This window comes from Pseudomonas sp. EYE_354, from assembly GCF_023148575.1.
In the GTDB taxonomy this organism is placed as follows: Bacteria; Pseudomonadota; Gammaproteobacteria; order Pseudomonadales; family Pseudomonadaceae; genus Aquipseudomonas.
Genome location: NZ_JAHXNQ010000001.1, coordinates 223,205 through 240,137, shown reverse-complemented (window position 1 = coordinate 240,137; position 16,933 = coordinate 223,205). Strand labels below are relative to the sequence as shown.

General features: G+C 59.7%; 12 protein-coding genes and 1 riboswitch. Of the genes, 5 read left to right on the top strand and 7 right to left on the bottom strand.

What is annotated here, in order from left to right; all coding sequences use genetic code 11:
• Positions 1–4 precede the first annotated feature (4 nt).
• From KZX66_RS01180 to KZX66_RS01155, 6 genes are all read right to left on the bottom strand, one after another.
• A complete protein-coding gene (locus KZX66_RS01180) occupies positions 5–778 on the bottom strand; it encodes an OmpA family protein (protein ID WP_248075358.1) in 774 nt (257 codons plus the stop codon).
• 209 nt (positions 779–987) lie between these two features.
• Positions 988–1,632, bottom strand: a complete 645-nt coding sequence (locus KZX66_RS01175) for an MBL fold metallo-hydrolase (RefSeq protein WP_248075356.1) — start codon at positions 1,630–1,632, stop codon at positions 988–990.
• 87 nt (positions 1,633–1,719) lie between these two features.
• Complete coding sequence (locus KZX66_RS01170) at positions 1,720–4,449, bottom strand: LuxR C-terminal-related transcriptional regulator (protein WP_248075354.1); 2,730 nt, start codon at positions 4,447–4,449, stop codon at positions 1,720–1,722.
• Between the two features lie 187 nt (positions 4,450–4,636).
• Complete coding sequence (locus tag KZX66_RS01165; protein ID WP_248075352.1) at positions 4,637–6,001, bottom strand: DUF1329 domain-containing protein; 1,365 nt, start codon at positions 5,999–6,001, stop codon at positions 4,637–4,639.
• 30 nt (positions 6,002–6,031) lie between these two features.
• Positions 6,032–7,894, bottom strand: a complete 1,863-nt coding sequence (locus KZX66_RS01160; RefSeq protein WP_248075350.1) for a DUF1302 domain-containing protein — start codon at positions 7,892–7,894, stop codon at positions 6,032–6,034.
• 331 nt (positions 7,895–8,225) lie between these two features.
• Positions 8,226–9,908 carry a fatty acid--CoA ligase gene (locus tag KZX66_RS01155; RefSeq protein WP_248075348.1) on the bottom strand — a complete coding sequence of 561 codons (1,683 nt, stop codon included), beginning with the start codon at positions 9,906–9,908 and terminating at the stop codon, positions 8,226–8,228.
• Between the two features lie 254 nt (positions 9,909–10,162).
• On the opposite strand from KZX66_RS01155, the gene KZX66_RS01150 reads away from it, so the two are divergent.
• Both KZX66_RS01150 and KZX66_RS01145 read left to right on the top strand, forming a co-directional pair.
• Positions 10,163–12,205: a lipase family protein gene (locus KZX66_RS01150; RefSeq protein ID WP_248075346.1), complete on the top strand. Its 2,043-nt coding sequence runs from the start codon at positions 10,163–10,165 to the stop codon at positions 12,203–12,205.
• A 61-nt stretch (positions 12,206–12,266) separates the two neighbouring features.
• Positions 12,267–13,265: a hypothetical protein gene (locus KZX66_RS01145; RefSeq protein WP_248075344.1), complete on the top strand. Its 999-nt coding sequence runs from the start codon at positions 12,267–12,269 to the stop codon at positions 13,263–13,265.
• Positions 13,266–13,359: 94 nt separating this feature from the next.
• On the opposite strand, the gene KZX66_RS01140 is transcribed toward KZX66_RS01145, so the two are convergent.
• On the bottom strand, positions 13,360–13,992 hold the full coding sequence (locus KZX66_RS01140; protein WP_248075341.1) for a LysE family transporter: 633 nt from the start codon (positions 13,990–13,992) through the stop codon (positions 13,360–13,362).
• Between the two features lie 84 nt (positions 13,993–14,076).
• On the opposite strand from KZX66_RS01140, the gene KZX66_RS01135 reads away from it, so the two are divergent.
• The 3 genes from KZX66_RS01135 to KZX66_RS01125 all read left to right on the top strand — a co-directional run bounded on the left by KZX66_RS01135 (position 14,077) and on the right by KZX66_RS01125 (position 16,916).
• Positions 14,077–15,042, top strand: a complete 966-nt coding sequence (locus tag KZX66_RS01135) for a 2-hydroxyacid dehydrogenase (RefSeq protein ID WP_248075339.1) — start codon at positions 14,077–14,079, stop codon at positions 15,040–15,042.
• 30 nt (positions 15,043–15,072) lie between these two features.
• Positions 15,073–16,071 (top strand): class I SAM-dependent methyltransferase, encoded by a 999-nt coding sequence (locus KZX66_RS01130; RefSeq protein WP_248075337.1) that lies wholly within the window; start codon positions 15,073–15,075, stop codon positions 16,069–16,071.
• Positions 16,072–16,122: 51 nt separating this feature from the next.
• A riboswitch (yybP-ykoY riboswitch) is annotated at positions 16,123–16,242 on the top strand.
• 89 nt (positions 16,243–16,331) lie between these two features.
• Positions 16,332–16,916, top strand: coding sequence for a TMEM165/GDT1 family protein (locus KZX66_RS01125; RefSeq protein ID WP_005784895.1), 585 nt, complete (start codon positions 16,332–16,334; stop codon positions 16,914–16,916).
• The last annotated feature ends 17 nt before the right edge of the window (positions 16,917–16,933 follow it).

Sequence of the window (16,933 nt, the reverse complement as noted above, 5' to 3'; positions counted from 1 at the left end):
GGATTTATTGGTACTGCTGGTACGGGTTGCCCTGGAACTGGTTGTTTTGCTGAGGCGCCTGCTGCTGACCCGCCGGTTGGCCATATTGCTGACCAGGGATGGGGCCGAGGTTGACCTCGACGCGACGGTTCTGGGCGCGGCCGTTGACGTCGGCGTTGCTGGCGATGGGATTATCCGGGCCGGCGCCGCGCGCACTCAGGTTGGCACCGTTGACGCCCTGGGAGGTCAGGTAGTTGGCCACGCTCTGCGCACGACGCTGAGACAGGTCCATGTTCAACTGCCGGCTGCCGGTGCTGTCGGTGTAGCCAACGATCTGGATGGTGTTCTGGTTGAATTGCTTGAGCGAGTTGGCCAGGTTGTTCAACGGCTGATAGAAGCTGCTGGAGATCGCGTCCGAGTTGGTGGCGAAGGTGATGTTACCCGGCATGATCAGCTTGATCTGATCGCCCTGGCGCTGCACTTCAACCCCGGTGTTGGCCATGCTTTCGCGCAGCTTTTTCTCTTGCTGGTCCGCGTAGTAACCGTAGCCGGCAGCACCGGCACCGGCAACAACAGCGCCGATCAGCGCCCCCTTGCCACGGTTGTTATGGTCGATGGCCGCACCGGCCAATGCACCGGCCAGGGCGCCGAGGCCGCCGTACTTGGCGGTCTTGCTCATACCGCTGGATTCATTATTCGCCTGCCCCTGGCTGCTGCCGTCATAAGGATTAGGTGAAGCGCAGCCGGACAACAGGGCTACGGCGGTGGCGACAACAAGCAGACGACGCGGAGTGAACATTAAGGGAGCTCCTACTTTTGCATTCTGAGGTGCAAAGGACATTGGCAATGGACCTGTGCCGAGTTTGGAACGCGACAACCTGCAAAAATTCCGCAGGGGCGCCCCAAGCTGTAACAAAACATGCGGGGCTTGCGTTGCTACAGAAACCGTAGCAGACGCAGGCTGAACGCTGCCTGAGTTTTGCGACAGCGCGTTACCAACTATCCCCCTCACGCGCGTACGAAAGGGTTCTCGCGCATTTCATCGCCCAGGCACGTATCCGGACCGTGTCCTGTCACCACGGTCGCGCCCTCATCCAGGGTATACAGGCGCTGCTTGATAGATCGCACGATAGTGGCCTGGTCCCCGCCCCACAAATCCGTGCGTCCCACGCCACGTCGAAACAGGGTGTCGCCGGCGATCAGCAGCTTGGCATCGGCAAACCAGAAGCTCATCGAGCCAGGCGTATGGCCGGGTGTGTGCAATGCGACGCCACAGCCGCAGGCCAGCGCTTCGTCATCTTCAAGCCAGCGGTCCGGCGATGGTACCGGGGTATACGGCACGCGAAACATCTGGCACTGCATTTCAAGGTTGTCCCAAAGAAACTGATCGTCCTTGTGCAGGTGCAAGGTCGCACCGGTTTTTTCTTTCAACTGGCCTGACGCAAGGAAGTGATCAAGGTGAGCGTGGGTATGGATGATGCTCACCACCTTCAAGCCCAGGGCGTCGAGGCGCGCCAGGATCAGCTCGTGATTGCCGCCCGGGTCAACCACGATGGCTTTCTTGGTGATGGGGTCGCCGATGATGGTGCAGTTGCATTGCAGGGGGCCGACCGGGAAGGTCTCGCGGATGAGGGTGGGTGCTGCGGGTTGCATGGGCGGTCCTCGGGTGCAGATGGAATGACGCGGGTGTAAAGGCGCCATTAAAACAGAACGGGCGCGCTCGCAACCACACCTCAAGCGCTAGCCAATCAGCCTCAACTCCTGCGCCCGCGCCACCGCCTGGGTGCGCCGCTCCACTCCGAGTTTGCTGTTGATATGGCTGGCGTGAGTCTTGACCGTGTGCAGGGAGATAAACAACCGGTTGCTGATTTCCTGGTTCGAGCAGCCTTGGGCGATCAGTTGCAGGACCGCCAGTTCGCGCACGCTCAGTGTCTCCTGGTTAGACGACGTCTCAACCACCGCGACCGCCGGCAGTAACGCCAACAGGCTCTGATTCGGCAGGCCATGGGGCTCTTTGCCCAATTGCTCGCGCGTCCAGTCCGGGTAGCTTTCCAGCAAACGCTGGAAGGGTTGCAACGCCCCTCCGGCGCCGGCCTCCAGGGCCTGGGCAAAGATCGGACGTGCCTTGACCTCCTGGCCGCCGTCGAGCAGCAATTGCGCCTGCTGGGTCAGCGCCATCAGGGCGATCATCTGACGCCCAGTGGTTTGGGCCTGCTGCGCCAGCACTTTTAGCCTTTGCAGTGCCGCATCGGGTTGATGGCGCACGGCATCAAGCGCGGCCTGCTGCAAGCCGATATGAAGCGGCAAGTGCGGGTGAAACTCTGGCGCGGCGGCGGCATGGTCGCCGTTGTAGGTCTGGCCCAAGCGCGTCAGCCAGGCATCGGCCAGGTCCGTGCGGCCCTGGGCCAGCCACAACTCGCATTTGATCAAGGTGATCATCGCCAGGTAGTAGATCGGCGGCACATCCCAGATATGCATCAAACGCTCGGCCTCCGCCAGCTCGGCGAAAGCTTTGGAGAATTCACCGCGTCGCCCTTCGAAGCTGGCGATCACGCAGTGGCCGATCAACACGCTGATATCTCGGCAGGCCCGCGCTTCGGCCAACCCGGCGCGCAGATTTACGATGCCGACATCGGACTGGTTGCGCACCAACAGCAAATACCCCTCGTAAAGCAACAGCCGCGCACGCACCGCATACAGACGCTGCGGCGCCAGGCCCTGCAAACGTTGCAGGCCCTGGCGCACCTCGTCGAGGGCACGCAGGATCTCGCCACGCGCCTGTAGCACCCGCGCGCGGTCGTAATGGGCCAAGGCTTCGAACAGCGGGTTGCCGACGCGCTGCGCCAATTCCAGGGATTCGCGGTTCAAGCCACGGGCGCGCCACAGATCGCCATCGGCGATGGCCAGATTGGACAGGGTCGACAGGCATACCAGCCGCTGACCATAACGCCGCTGCGGCAAGCTCTCCAGTGCTTCGCCGCAATAGCGCTGGGTCAACTCACGATCACCGCGGCCCCGAGCAATAATCCCGCTAAGCGCCAGCCACTGCGCCAGCATCGATTTTTGTGCCGTGGCCGACGGCGCCGGCAGGAAGCGGCTGAGGTAGCCGGCCAATTCTTCTGCCGCATCCAACTGACACGCCAACCCCAACGCCCAGCTGTACAGCACGATCAGGCGCGGCGTGCTGATCAGCAGGCTGTCGGGCAGGTCCATTTTCCAGCGCAGCAGCATGCCGACGTTTTGCTCGGCCAACAGTTGTTCTTCGGACAGGTTCTGCACCAGGTTGGCCGCCACATCGTGGTGACCGGCACGCAACGCCTGCTCCACCGCCTCATCGATCAGGCCCTGGGCATTGAACCAACGGCATGCGCGCAGGTGCAGGCTGGCCGCCGGTAACACGTTGCTGCTGGCACGCCGGCTGCGCAGCAGGTCGGAAAACAGGTGGTGATAGCGATACCAATGGCCCTGCTCGTCAAGGGGCACCAGAAACACTTGATGGGCTTGCAGGTAACGCAGGATTTCGGCGCTGTCGTGAGCATCACGCACGGCGTCGCACAGTTCGCTGCAAAAACGCTCCTGAGGCGCGGTGTCGAACAGGAAGGCCTGCACTTCGGGGGGCAGGCAGTCGATCACTTCTTCGAGCAGGTAGTCGCGAATCAGCCCTTCCCCACCGTGCAGGTTCTGCGGCAGAGCGCCTTCGTTACCGGCTTCGGACGCCGCCAGCAACCAGAAGCGCAGGCCCGCCACCCAGCCTTCGCTGCGGCGGATCAGGTTGTCGAGGGCTTCGCCCTTCAGGGAACTGCTGTGGCGGTCCAGCACCGCCAGGGACTCGGCGTGGGTCAGGCGCAGGTCGTGTTCGTGCAACTCGAGCAAATGCCGCGACAGGCGCAAACGCGCCAGATGCCAATCCGGGCGCTGGCGACTGGTCACCAGCACCAACAGACCGTCGGGCAAATGGTTGAGAAAAAATTGCAGGCAACGGTCAAGCACCGGGCCCTGGGCCAGGTGGTAGTCATCCAGCACCAGCAACAGCGGCGCGCGGATGGACAGATGAACCGTCAACTCATCGAGCAAACCGTCGAGCCATTCTTCAAAGGCGAAGGGTTGATGACGCTGGCGCATTTTCAGCAGGCCCAGGGACTGGCCGCCGAGTTGCGGGAAGTACTGCTGCAAACCTTCGAGCAGCCGCTCAAGAAAACGGCCGGGGTCGCTGTCTCGCGGGCTCAGGCCCAGCCACAGGCTTTGCCAGTGGGCCGGCAGGCTCTGGCAGAACTCCACCGCCAGCGAACTTTTGCCGAACCCCGCCGGTGCACTGACCAGCAACAGTCGTCCTTCCAGCCCCGCGCCCAGCCGTTCGCACAGCCGCGGTCGCAGCACGTAGCCGTCAGGCAATGGAGGCCTGTAGAAGCGAGCTTCCAGTGGCGGGATTAGCGCACTGGCAGGCCCTTGGATTCGGGACAGATCAGTCATCGCCGGGCTCTTGTAGAAGGCTGTTGTCGGCACTGCAGATGTCCGCAGACTAGCGGTAAAAACGGCGGGTTTGTAGATCTTTGCAACATTTGCCTGAAAAAGAACTGAGACAAAAAATCTCATACATAAAAAAGCCCCGAACCAGTCGGGGCGTCTTTACCGAGGATGCGGCCTCGATCAGTGCAGCTTAGCGGACACCATCCTGACGCAGAGCAGCCGGCGTGAAGTCGCTGGTGGAGGCGGTGAAGCCAAAGTCATAGGCCTGTTTCTCTTCGTTCTTCATGCCCAGGGCCAGGTAGCGGCCGGACTGCAGGTCGTAGAGGGTTTCCAGGGCGTACCACGGCACTTGCTTGTCGTAGTAGTTCTCGGCATGGGCTTCGGCAACGCGCCACAGTTGGCCACGACCGTCGTAGTGATCGATCACCGCGGCTTGCCAGGTGTCTTCGTCGATGAAGAAGTCACGCTTGGCATAAATGTGACGCTGGCCTTCCTTCAAGGTGGCGACCACGTGCCAGACGCGGCGCAGCTCGTAGCGCGTCAGGTCCTGGTTGATGTGACCGGCCTTGATGATGTCGGCGTACTTGAGCTTTGGATCATCGATCTTGTAGCTGTTGGCGGCGATGTAGATTTCTTTCTTGCCTTCCAGCTTCCAGTCGTAGCGATCCGGTGCACCGTTGTACATGTCGAGGTTGTCGGACGTACGCAGGCCGTCGGCGGCGGTCCCCGGCCCGTCGTAGGACACTTGCGGCGCCCGGCGCACACGGCGCTGGCCGGCGTTGTAGACCCACGCCGAACGCGGCTCCTTCACCTGGTCCAGAGTTTCGTGCACCAACAGCACACCACCGGCCAGACGTGCTGGCGCGGTCACTTGCTGCTTGAAGTAGAACAGCACGTTGCCTGGGTTTTTCGGGTCGAAGTCCTTCATCTTGTCGCGGAACACAAACTGGTCACGGAAGTACACCAGGCTGTAGGAACCGTTGGTTTGCGGCGTAGCCTGGGTCACCAGACGGGTCACGCTGCCCCCGCGATAACGGGTGATGTGGTTCCAGATCACTTCCACGCCGCTTTTCGGGATGGGGAACGGCACCGCGGTTTCAAAGTTCTCCAGGCCGTTGCCGCCGGACACCAGGTTGGTGGTGGTGGCGTTCTTCTTGATGGAGGCGAATACATCGGCCGGCACCGTGGCGCCGCGATGGGTCGGGTAGACCGGCATCTTGAAGGTTTCGGGGTAGCGCTTGAACATCGCGTACTGCCCCGGTGCCAGCTTGTCTTTGTACTGCTCGACGTTCTGCGCGGTGATGGTGAATTGCGGCTGTTCACTGGCGTAAGGGTTGGCGAGGAAACCTTTGGCATCCACCGCGCCGGCGTTGGTCGGCAGCGGCGACCATTTCGGAATGGTGCCGGCCGCGTTACCGGCCATTTCCGCGCCCATTGGGGTCAGGGACGTACCCAGCTTGGCGGCTTCATCCGCCGACACTGCCGCCATGACGTTACTCGCCAGGATCGACAGCCCAAGCACACCCACGTGCAAGAGACTTTTGGTTATTTTCATGTTCTTGTTCTTCCTGAAAATAAAGTGTGCTTAGAAGTTGGCGCCGAAGCTCAGGGCGACGAAGTCTCGGTCATTCACTGTAGTGAAGTCACCACCGAAGAAGTTGGTGTAAGCCAGGCTGGCGGTGTAGGTGTTCTGGTATTCAGCATCCAGACCCAGGCTGACGGCTTTACGGCCCTCTTCGAAGTTGGCACCAGGGCCAGGAGCATAACCCTTGACGTCGTGAGACCAGGCCACGTTTGGCTTGAGGTTCACACCCGCGAAGACGTCCGGGTACTCCCAGATAGCCCGGCCGCGATAGCCCCAGGAAGTGGCGGTGGTGAAGCCATCATTGTTGCAGTTGGTGCTCAGGCCGTTGGCGTTGGCCAGTCCGGCCCCTTGTGCGGTGGAGGTGTTCAACGCGTTACAGGCATTGTTCGGAAGCGTACCTGGACCAAAGACAGGGTCACGGCCGTAGCGCACGTCCGACTTGCTTTCCAAACCACCTACGTGGGTAACGCCCACCTCACCCACCAGCGTCAAGCGGCTAGCGCCCATGACCTGATCGAAGAAATGCGTAAACGTGGTCTGGAATTGGCTGATTTCTTTACGACGATAACCGTGCAAGTCCTGGCCTGGCGCCCCATTGAGCAACGAGGCATTGCCCAGCACCGGGCCACCAAGCGGCTTCACGCCAGCAAACAGAATGTCGGTGGAGTTCAACTGCACAGGCGCGTTCGGACGATAGCTCAACTCACCGCTCCATGCGGTCCCTGTAGGCAAGGTGGTGGAAAAGCTCAAGCCATACAGACGAATATCTTCCGGGTACTCAATGAAGTAGTTGGAGTTACCCGCGACTACCAGCGGCGCTAATTGTCCCACCTGCGCAGCACTGGCAAACGCCGCCCGAGAAGCGCCTTGAGCACTGAAAATCGGCGCTCGGCTGTGATAATTCATGAAGTACGCGCCGAACTCGGTGTCGAGCGGCTCGAAGTTGTAATGCATCGCGGCGCCCCACTGACCACTGTCACGTGCATCACGATCAGGACCGCGTTTTACCAGTACACCCTCATTGTTGATGTCAACGCCCCGGGATGTCAGTGCAGGCAAGAATGCCGCCGGGACTGCCGAGCGTTTATTCAGCACCCTCAGGTTGTCTTTACAGCCATCGGAGACGATATCCGGCTGCGAAAAGAACGTGCCGCAGTTATCGGTAACCGTCTGGTCCCATTCCAACTGATAGAACGCTTCCGCCGACAAGTTATCGGTCAGCGTTTGCGACACATAGAACATGTTGACCGGAATCAAACCTTCCTTGATTTCAGCCCCCGGACGACGGAACGCGGACACGTCGATCGGGTTGATGGAGTTGATACCGCCACCGATGAAAGTACTTTCACCCCAGCTCACCACTTGTTTACCGAACCGCACGTTGCCTGGCTGATCGGCAATGGAGTAGTTGTGGTAGATAAACGCATCGAGAATTTGCCCGCCGGAGGACTTGGCGCCCTCTTTGCGGTTGCTGTCGCTGATGTCCTTGAACTCGCGGCTTTCATCCTTGAGTTCGAAGTCATACCAGTACTTGCCACGCACAAACACACCGGTGTCGCCGTACTTCAGTTCCAGGTCGTGGATACCCTTGAAGATCTTCGAGAAGGTTTCCCCGCGCTTGAAGTTCAGATGGCCGTCATCGGAAGTTTGGGAAAGGCCGTTGCCACCGTTATTGGCACCGATCAGATCCTGATTAGGCTTGGCCGTACTCCAGCTCGCCCCCACAGAAAGCGACGAGTCAAAACTCCCTTCGATTTCACCGACATTGAAACTGACGCCGAATGCGGGCCCGGCGAGCGTAGAGGCGAGACTGACGGCCAGGGGCAGTTTTGCCCGGCGCCAGAACTGGTTTACTGAGGTCATCGACGCTACTCCATGTGCATTATTGTTATGGCAGTGAGTTCTTTCTGTGATGCTTGTAACGGCCGGAATACAACGATTCCAATGCCGTCCGGCAACTGAACCTCCATGGCCCGAAGCGACGCATCCTTGAAAAACTCGTGGTGAGACTATAGCCAGCAGGGGGTACTGCTTGATCCCTCTAAAGTGTGATTTGCATCACCGACCCGTCTGCCACAGTCCTTTCGCCATGTCGGCGAAGGCCGACGCGGAGAGGATGGCTGAAAATCCGTAAATCACAAGTGAAGGCGCAAGATAGAGCATTGCCGCGCCCGAGCGGGCACGGCGAAGGGCGTCAAAGGGTGGACAGGAAGGTGCTGTTGTTGGCCTGCCATTCAATGATGTCGATACGGATACGTTTCTTGTCGAGCTTGCCGACGCTGGTCTTGGGAATTTCCGTAACAACGGCGATCTGACTCGGGATCGCCCACTTGCTCAAATGGCCCAATTCGACAAAAGGCTTGAGGTGCTCCTTGAGCTCGCGGGCCCCTATCACATGGCCATCATGCACCACCAACAGCGCAAACGGGCGCTCACCCCACTGCGGGTCGGCAATGCCCACCACCGCTACTTCGCGTACCGCCGGGTGACGGCTGACCAGATCTTCGAGGGCCAGGGAGGAGATCCATTCGCCACCGGTCTTGATCACGTCCTTGATGCGGTCGCGAATATCGATCACGCCGAAGGCATCCAGGGTGGCCACGTCACCAGTGTGCATCCAGCCGCCGGCCCACAGCTCGGCGCCCTTTTGCGGCTCGTTGTAATAACCCTCGGTCAACCACGGCGCACGCAGCACCAGCTCACCCTGGGACTCACCGTCGGCGGGCAGGAAGTTGCCCTCGCTGTCGATGATCGCCGCTTCCACCAACGGCCCCGGCACGCCGGCCTTGATGCGGTAGGTGATGCGCTCATCTTCGCTGCCCGCCAGCAGCTCTTCGTTGAGGTGGGCACAGGACACCAACGGCCCGGTCTCGGACATGCCGTACGCAGCGGTCAACTGAATGCCACGGGCCTTGGACGCTTCATACAGCGAGCGGTTGAGCGCGCTGCCGCCGATGACGATTTTCCAGCCACCGAAATCCACGCCCTGGGCCGCCTTGGCATTGAGCACCATTTGCAGGATGGTCGGCACGCAGTGGGAGAACGTGACCTTCTCTTTGCGCCACAGCTCCACCAGGTATTCCGGGTCGTAGCGACCTGGGTAAACCTGTTTCAGGCCGAGCATGGTCGCCACATACGGCAGGCCCCAGGCATGTACGTGAAACATCGGCGTGATCGGCATGTACACGTCGTTGGTGCCCAGCAGGCGCACGCTGTCGACGCTGCCCATAATGGTCGCCACACCGATGGTGTGCAGCACCAATTGACGATGGGTGAAGTACACCCCTTTGGGGTTGCCGGTGGTGCCGGTGGTGTAGAAGGTGGTGGCGACGGAATGTTCGTCGAAGTCCTGGAAGTCGTACCGGGGGCTGGCAGCGGCCAGCAGGTTTTCGTACTCGCCCACCAGGTTTGGCAGGTCGGCGGCCTTGGCTTCGCCGTCGGTAAGCAACAGGGTCTTGTCGACGGTGGTGAGCTGCCCCGCAATCGCTTGATAAAGCCCCACGAACTCGCTGTTGACCAGCACAAAGCGGTCCTCGGCATGGTTCATGGTGTAGAGGATCTGTTCCGGCGACAGGCGCACGTTGATGGTATGGATAACCGCGCCAATCATCGGAATCGCAAACATGCATTCCAGGTAGCGATGGCTGTCCCAGTCCATCACCGCCACGGTGTCACCGGCCTTGACCCCGGCTTCGCTCAGCACATTGGCCAGGCGCGCGACCCGTTCGATCAGCGTCGGGTAGGTGTAGCGCAATTTGTCGCGGTAGACGATTTCCCGGGTCTTTTCGTAGCGAGCGCCGGACATCAACAGGCGCTTGATCAACAACGGGTACTGGTACGCACCTTCGGCGGGAGGAATAACACGGGTCTGCAACATATGAATCCCTTTTATGACTGCACGGTCTTGGCTGAACGTCCTGCACTGTAGAGCGCTTGTGTTTCAGCCAAATCAGCCAAAGGAATGATTTGCAGAGGGCGGTAAATGCTGGCTTTGCGCCATCCACCGTTTCGCCAATTGAGCAAATAACATCAGGAACCAACCTTCACGGAAAGGCGAACCTTCTGACATTCGCCACGGATAGCAACTCTTTACGCTTTGGGTTTTCACCATATCCACTGCTAAGGACTGCCATGCACAGCGATCCCATACACCGCACGGACACCCTGAATTCGAGAAAGGTTGTCATCGTCTACGCCAAACAGAAAAAGTACTGGATTGAATTCCAGTTGCTGGACGAGCAGGGCGAGCCCCTGACGAACCTGCCTTATCGGGCGGTGAACGAGGCAACTCGCGAGGGGTTGATGCCCGAATTCGTCGGCCGTAGCGATGCGCAAGGCGTCATACGTATCGACGGTTTGCATCCACTGCCTATCACATTGTGGATGGAGGCAGATCCATTGGCCGAGCAACTGCAAACACGTCGCTTGCGTGCTGAGCGTGCCGAGCCGCCCCGGCCATATTTCGGCGACCACACACCGATGTATGGTCCGCAACACTCGGGTTTCTCGCCCATCGAGAAGCAGGCGCTCGCTGCCGGGAATGGCTACCACTATCTGCGTATCGGGCAATTAAGTGACAAGTTGCCGACCCTTACCCCAACTGTGCCAGATCCCAAGCGGCCTCCAGCCTTTCATTTTCCGGATCCGGGCTATAGCGGCTTCACCGTCGGACATGATGACCTGGACCGTCGTCATGTGCTTGAAGTCTGCCCCTTTCGCGCCTGGTCCCTGGTGCTGCATCACCAGCCCGACTACAGCCTGGTCAATGCCTACAACCTGGGGCTGATGAGCATTCTGGCGTATAGCAAGCTGGATGAACGCGAGCTGGGTTCCGTCAAGCAGTTTTTCGAGCAGCAATGCCTGGATCTATCGCGCACACCTCGGGTTTGGGACAAGGGCCAGGTATGGCCCTGTGTGGTGACGGATGTGCCCTTTAGGGATCGCTATGTGACGGCTGAACCCCTGGACACTGCCAAGGCAGCCCCCCCGGAAGGTTACACCCAGCTGTTTTACGCCATCAGTGCCTCGCAGGTGTTGGTGGCGTGGCGTGGTACTGAAATGGAAGGGCTCGCGGATTTAATTACCGACGCGACCTTTCGCCCTGTAAAGCCGGAGATTACTGCGGTTTGCGAGCCTAAGGTTCCTTGCCCCGGCCTTACTGCCGTGGGCAGTGTGCATCTTGGCTTTCGTGATGCTTTTGAGGTGGCGAGACGGGTTTATACCAAAGATATGAGCGAGACGATTTTTGAAGATATTGAGAGTAAAAAGCTGTTCATCTGCGGTCATAGCCTCGGCGGCGCTCTCGGTCTCATCCACGCAGCCTCGCTGAAAGACTATAACCCTCTGCTCTACACCTACGGCATGCCACGCACGTTCACCCTCCACGCCGTGCAATTTTTGGGCGACTTATGGCACTTTCGCCATGTCAATGACATGGACGCTATCCCTCGCGTGCCCCCCGAGGCCGCGCTGGACAATTACCTGTATGACATCTACGGCCCTGTTGGCCTGCTGGCCGGGTTTAGTTGGTCGTTACGTCAAGCGGTTTCCAGCGCCGTGTTCAAACATGCAGCCCCCTACAGCCATCACGGTGAAATCGCCCTGTTTTTCCGGGCCGAACAACACCTGCACCACAATTTCACGCCCTACCCCGCTTACCGCAAACCAGATGGCTCGCTTTATAGCAGCACGATCGCCTACGAACTGCCGGTAAAAGCTAAGTTGTATTTGGTCCCGAGCCTGTGCGAGGGCAGTGACCAGCAGGCCGAGCAGGCAACGCAGCGCCTTAATACCTCACTGACAGCTGAAATCAGGTCCCGACTCTTCCCGCGCTACAGCCTCCCCAAGACGTGGCGAATGCCGCGTCTTGGTGATCACTACATGTCGCAGTACCAACCCTATATCCACAACCAATTACTGGAATCGATTGACGCCGAGCGCGATCCGTTACTGCAACGACAAATAGAAAGGCGCCAGTTCGAACAACAGATAGAGGATTACTACGAGAGCATTCACGAGGACGAACTGACCCGCAGTCGCGTGTTTCTCCACTTGCAAGGCCTGCTGGGCCAAGCCCTGCATATCACCCAGCAATTGGAGGGCGGCGCCGAGGCGCTGCAGCGCTTCAACGCCATTGCCAACCCAAATGCCTATTACGAGAAAACCTATGGTTAAGCCGATTAGGACGCGCAAGGTTGGAACCAGGCTTCTCAGACAATTCACTGTTGTGTGCGTGATGTTCTTCAGCCTCAGCGGCTGCGGTCAGGATTACAGCCTGGCGCCGCCCGCCAACAGCGAAAAAATAACCGTCACCGTGAAACTGCCCAAGGAACTCAAAACCGAAACCATGTGGGTGATGTATCGCTCGGCCATCTGTAAGAGCGTCAGCCGTGGCGCCAGCGGCCAACGCATCGAACGGGATGGGCACCATTCGGTTTACAAGGAACTGGAGCGGCAAGGAGAAAGCGATCTCTACCAAGTGGAACTGCCAAAGGATGGCGGGGGCGCATGCCGCTGGCATCTGGCGAATGTGACTTTTGGTGTGGAGTATGCTGATCCGACGCGTTTTGGCGAGAACGTGACTTATGGCGCCGGGGGAGGTGTGGTCGTGATATTTGACTACAACAACCCGCCAAGGGGCGGTATTGATATAAAAGTTGACGGAGATTTGACGATTAAAAAGGACTACTACCCTTGGATACATGAAAAATTTATAGGGAAGCACAGTAAGACTATAAATTTAGCGAGCGAGGGCGGTATCTATATTAACTATCAAGCATTACAGGCAAGAGAGGTATATTTCGAGCCTGTTTTTCACGCCTCAGTACTGGTTAGTTCAGAAGGGGTGAAGGTGAAGAAAGCTGGGAATTTCATTAAGTTTAGTTATCCCGATGGAAGTGTCGTAGCCGATGGCCAAACTAAGCCAGACTTCTGGAAGCTACAAAGCCTGCGCACAGGACGCGCCCGCGAATGTTTATCGGTTTGGCAATACTACAGATGCCCGGACCGTCGCCCACAACTATTACCGGAGTGGATTACCTCCCCTGATAAACCTGGTTTCGGTCAGTACCTCATTGTGGACGAATGGGGTAATCCACTGCCGGTGTATGACTATCAAGTGGTGGGTGCTAACGGGCGAACATATCGGGAAAGAACAACAAGTGAGGGGCTCACAAAACCCTTGCCGAGCAGTTTTCACCCCTTACGAGAAGTTGAGTTCCCGGTATGGAAGTGAGGATGTCCACCCTGCCGCGTGCGGGTGCCGAGGCCGTTGATTGCGCCAAGGGCAACACCCTATTCAATCTTGAACCTATCGCAGAGAACGCGACTCACTTCATGCTGGTAAACGCCAGCTTCACCCCAATCGCAATCAACACCGCCCCCATCATCCGATCAAACCAGTGCCCCATCCGCGCAAACCCGGCGCGTACACGCTGCTGGCTGAACAACATGGCCACCAGGCAAAACCACAATGCCGTCGCCACCGCCAGGTACACGCCATAACCGGCCTGCACCGCCAGCGGTGTGTGCGGGTTGATTACCACGGTAAACAGCGACAGGAAGAACAGCGTGGCCTTTGGGTTCAGGCCATTGGTCACAAAACCCGCTGTGAACGCGCCGCGCGGGGTGCGCTCGCCCGCTTCTCGGTGCAACTCGCCTTCGGCGGCAGGCTTGGCCGGTTGCGCACGCAGGGCCTTGAAGCCGATGTACAGGAGGTACGCCGCCGCCGCCCATTTGAGCGCGTTGAACAGCACGATGGACTGGGACACGATCAAGCCGATGCCGAGCAACGAGTAGCCCACGTGCAGGAAAATCGCCGAACCCACGCCCAAGGCGGTCCAGGTGCCGGCACGGCGGCCGTGGGTCACGCTTTCGCGGACCACCACTGCGAAATCCGGGCCGGGGCTGGCGACCGCCAACAGGTGGATCAAGGCCACGGTCAAAAACTCGGCGACGTACATACTCACTCCATTAAGTAACGGATTATTTCATCTGATAGGCTCGGGAGATTACGCCTTCGAACCCTGTCGCAAAAGGTACAGTTGATGACGAACAATCGCCGCGCCGTCTTCCTTGATCACCCGTCCCTGGACCTTGGGGACCTGGATCTGAGCCGCTTACGCAACTGCTTCAGTGACCTGCAGTTGTTCTCGGATACCACGCCGACGAATGTGATTGAGCGCCTGCAAGGCGTCGAGGTGGTCATCAGCAACAAAATCGCCTTGAACACCGAAACCCTCGCGGCTTGCCCGGCGCTCAAGCTGATCCTGGTGTCGGCCACCGGCACCAATAACGTCGACCTGCAAGCGGCCCGCGCCCACGGCATCACCGTGAGCAATTGCCAGGGTTACGGCACGCCGTCGGTGGCGCAGCATACGATTATGCTGCTGCTTAACCTGGCGACGCGCCTGAAGGACTATCAACGGGATGTGGCCGCCGGCAAGTGGCAGGAAGCCAGGCAGTTCTGCCTGCTGGACCATCCTATCGTCGAATTGGAAGGAAAAACCCTTGGCCTGCTGGGCCACGGCGAGCTGGGCAGTGCCGTGGCGCGCCTGGCCGAAGCCTTTGGCATGCGCGTACTGCTCGGCGCGATTCCAGGCCGCCCTGCGCGCCCGGACCGCGTGCCACTGGATGAACTGCTGGGGCAGGTCGATGCGATCACTCTGCACTGCCCGCTCAATGAACATACCCGCGACTTTATCGGCGCCCGCGAACTGGCGTTGCTCAAGCCGGGCGCGTTTGTGGTCAACACGGCGCGCGGTGGACTTATCAACGAGCAGGCCCTGGCCGACGCCTTGCGCAGCGGACATTTGGGCGGCGCAGCGACCGATGTGCTGAGCGTGGAGCCGCCGGTGAATGGCAACCCGCTGTTGGCCGGCGATATCCCGCGGTTGATCGTCACCCCGCACAATGCCTGGGGCAGCCGTGAAGCCCGGCAGCGCATCGTCGGCCAACTGGCGGAAAACGCGCTGGGCTTTTTCAGCGGTGCACCGCTGCGCGTCGTCAGTTGATAAACTGCGCCCCTTTTCAAGGAGCAGACCATGGATCCGCGCAGTGAAGTACTGCTTCGTCAGGCCGACCTTTTTCAAGGCAACCTGTTGCTGGTGGGCTTGCCCGCCGACGACCTGCTGGGCCGCCTGCCCAACGCCCACGGCTGGTGCTGGCACGCCGGCGACCAGGCTGCGCTCGACGCACGCTTTCCTGAGCGCAGCCAATTTGGCGTGAGTGTTCCTGAGCGCGAGTTCGATGTGGCGGTGATCTTCCTGCCCAAATCCAAGGACCTCACCGACTACCTGCTCAAGGCCGTGGCCGCGCGTCTGCACGGCAAGGACCTGTACCTGGTCGGTGAAAAACGTGCCGGCATCGAGAGCGCCGCCAAGCAGATGGCGCCGTTTGCCAAGCCACGCAAGCTCGACAACGCGCGGCATTGCCAGCTGTGGCAAGTCACCGTGGGCAACGCCCCGCAAGCGGTGACGCTGGAGAGCCTGGCACAGGTCTTCGACGTTGCGCTGGCCGAAGGGCCGCTCAAAGTGGTGAGCCTGCCGGGCGTGTTCAGCCATGGCCGCCTGGATCGCGGCACCGAATTGTTGCTGGAGCATTTGGACAAACTGCCCAGCGGCCATCTGCTGGATTTCGGTTGCGGTGCCGGCGTACTGGGCGCGGCGGTCAAACGTCGCTACCCGCATAACACCGTGACCCTGCTGGATGTGGATGCGTTTGCCGCTGCCAGCAGCCGACTGACCCTGGCGGCCAATGGTCTGGAAGCCGAGGTGCTGACCGGTGATGGCATCGACGCGGCACCGATGGGGCTGAATGCAATTCTGAGCAATCCGCCGTTCCATGTCGGGGTGCACACGGATTATTTCGCCACGGAGAACTTGCTGCGAAAAGCCGCCAAACATCTGGCAAAAGGCGGCGAACTGCGCCTGGTCGCTAACAGCTTCCTGAAGTACCAGCCGCTGATCGAAGAGCACTTGGGCGTGTGCGCGATCAAGGCCGAAGGTAATGGTTTTCGCATCTACCGCGCCAAGCGCGGCTGACAGGCGTTTGAAAAAGAAGGCTTGCCGAATGGATTTTGCCTAGGCAGAATCCGCTCCGTCCTAGGGGAGTAGTCTCCCACGAGCCGAACGCTCGTCCGGCATACGTCAACATACTTGGTCAGCAGACCATGGCGTATGCGACCCAGGAGTCCGCACAGACGGACCGGGGTTTGACAAGACCTATGACACGCACACCTTACCCGGGGCGGGAAGGCTGTACGTGTCATAGCCGTGTCGACCCGCCCCTGGAAACCTACCTGATGCTGGATTCATTGCTCGTTCCCACCGCAATCGTTGCCTTGGCCGAAATCGGCGACAAGACGCAACTGCTCGCCCTCATTCTCGCTGCTCGCTTTCGCAAGCCCTGGCCGATCATCGCCGGCATCGTTGCCGCGACCCTGGCCAACCATGCGGCCGCCGGTGCCGTGGGCGCCTGGTTTGGCAGCTTCTTCTCGGATGCGGTGTTGCACTGGATCCTCGCGGCCAGCTTCTGCGCCACGGCCCTGTGGACACTGGTGCCGGACAAACTCGATGACGACGAAGCCAGCACCACGCGCAAGTTCGGGCCGTTCCTGACCACGCTGATTGCGTTCTTCCTCGCCGAAATCGGTGACAAGACGCAGATCGCCACTGTGATGTTGGCGGCGCAGTATCCGGAGCTGTGGCTGGTGATTATCGGCACCACCCTGGGCATGTTGATTGCCAACGTACCGGTGGTTCTGGCGGGGAATTTCGCGGCGGAGAAACTGCCATTGACGTTGATTCGTCGATTGGCGGCGACGGCGTTTTTCGTGCTGGCGATCGTGGCGGTTTACAAGGCCATGCAGAGCAGTGGCTGGATCTAGATCCAAAAATGTGGGAG

What these genes read in the sequence shown, in the direction of transcription:
- KZX66_RS01180 (WP_248075358.1), bottom strand. Translation starts at nt 778, where the DNA reads ATGTTCACTCCGCGTCGTCTGCTTGTTGTCGCCACCGCCGTAGCCCTG.
- KZX66_RS01135 (WP_248075339.1), top strand. Translation starts at nt 14,077, where the DNA reads ATGACGAACAATCGCCGCGCCGTCTTCCTTGATCACCCGTCCCTGGAC.
- KZX66_RS01160 (WP_248075350.1), bottom strand. Translation starts at nt 7,894, where the DNA reads ATGACCTCAGTAAACCAGTTCTGGCGCCGGGCAAAACTGCCCCTGGCC.
- KZX66_RS01145 (WP_248075344.1), top strand. Translation starts at nt 12,267, where the DNA reads ATGTTCTTCAGCCTCAGCGGCTGCGGTCAGGATTACAGCCTGGCGCCG.
- KZX66_RS01125 (WP_005784895.1), top strand. Translation starts at nt 16,332, where the DNA reads ATGCTGGATTCATTGCTCGTTCCCACCGCAATCGTTGCCTTGGCCGAA.
- KZX66_RS01155 (WP_248075348.1), bottom strand. Translation starts at nt 9,908, where the DNA reads ATGTTGCAGACCCGTGTTATTCCTCCCGCCGAAGGTGCGTACCAGTAC.
- KZX66_RS01130 (WP_248075337.1), top strand. Translation starts at nt 15,073, where the DNA reads ATGGATCCGCGCAGTGAAGTACTGCTTCGTCAGGCCGACCTTTTTCAA.
- KZX66_RS01165 (WP_248075352.1), bottom strand. Translation starts at nt 6,001, where the DNA reads ATGAAAATAACCAAAAGTCTCTTGCACGTGGGTGTGCTTGGGCTGTCG.
- KZX66_RS01170 (WP_248075354.1), bottom strand. Translation starts at nt 4,449, where the DNA reads ATGACTGATCTGTCCCGAATCCAAGGGCCTGCCAGTGCGCTAATCCCG.
- KZX66_RS01140 (WP_248075341.1), bottom strand. Translation starts at nt 13,992, where the DNA reads ATGTACGTCGCCGAGTTTTTGACCGTGGCCTTGATCCACCTGTTGGCG.
- KZX66_RS01150 (WP_248075346.1), top strand. Translation starts at nt 10,163, where the DNA reads ATGCACAGCGATCCCATACACCGCACGGACACCCTGAATTCGAGAAAG.
- KZX66_RS01175 (WP_248075356.1), bottom strand. Translation starts at nt 1,632, where the DNA reads ATGCAACCCGCAGCACCCACCCTCATCCGCGAGACCTTCCCGGTCGGC.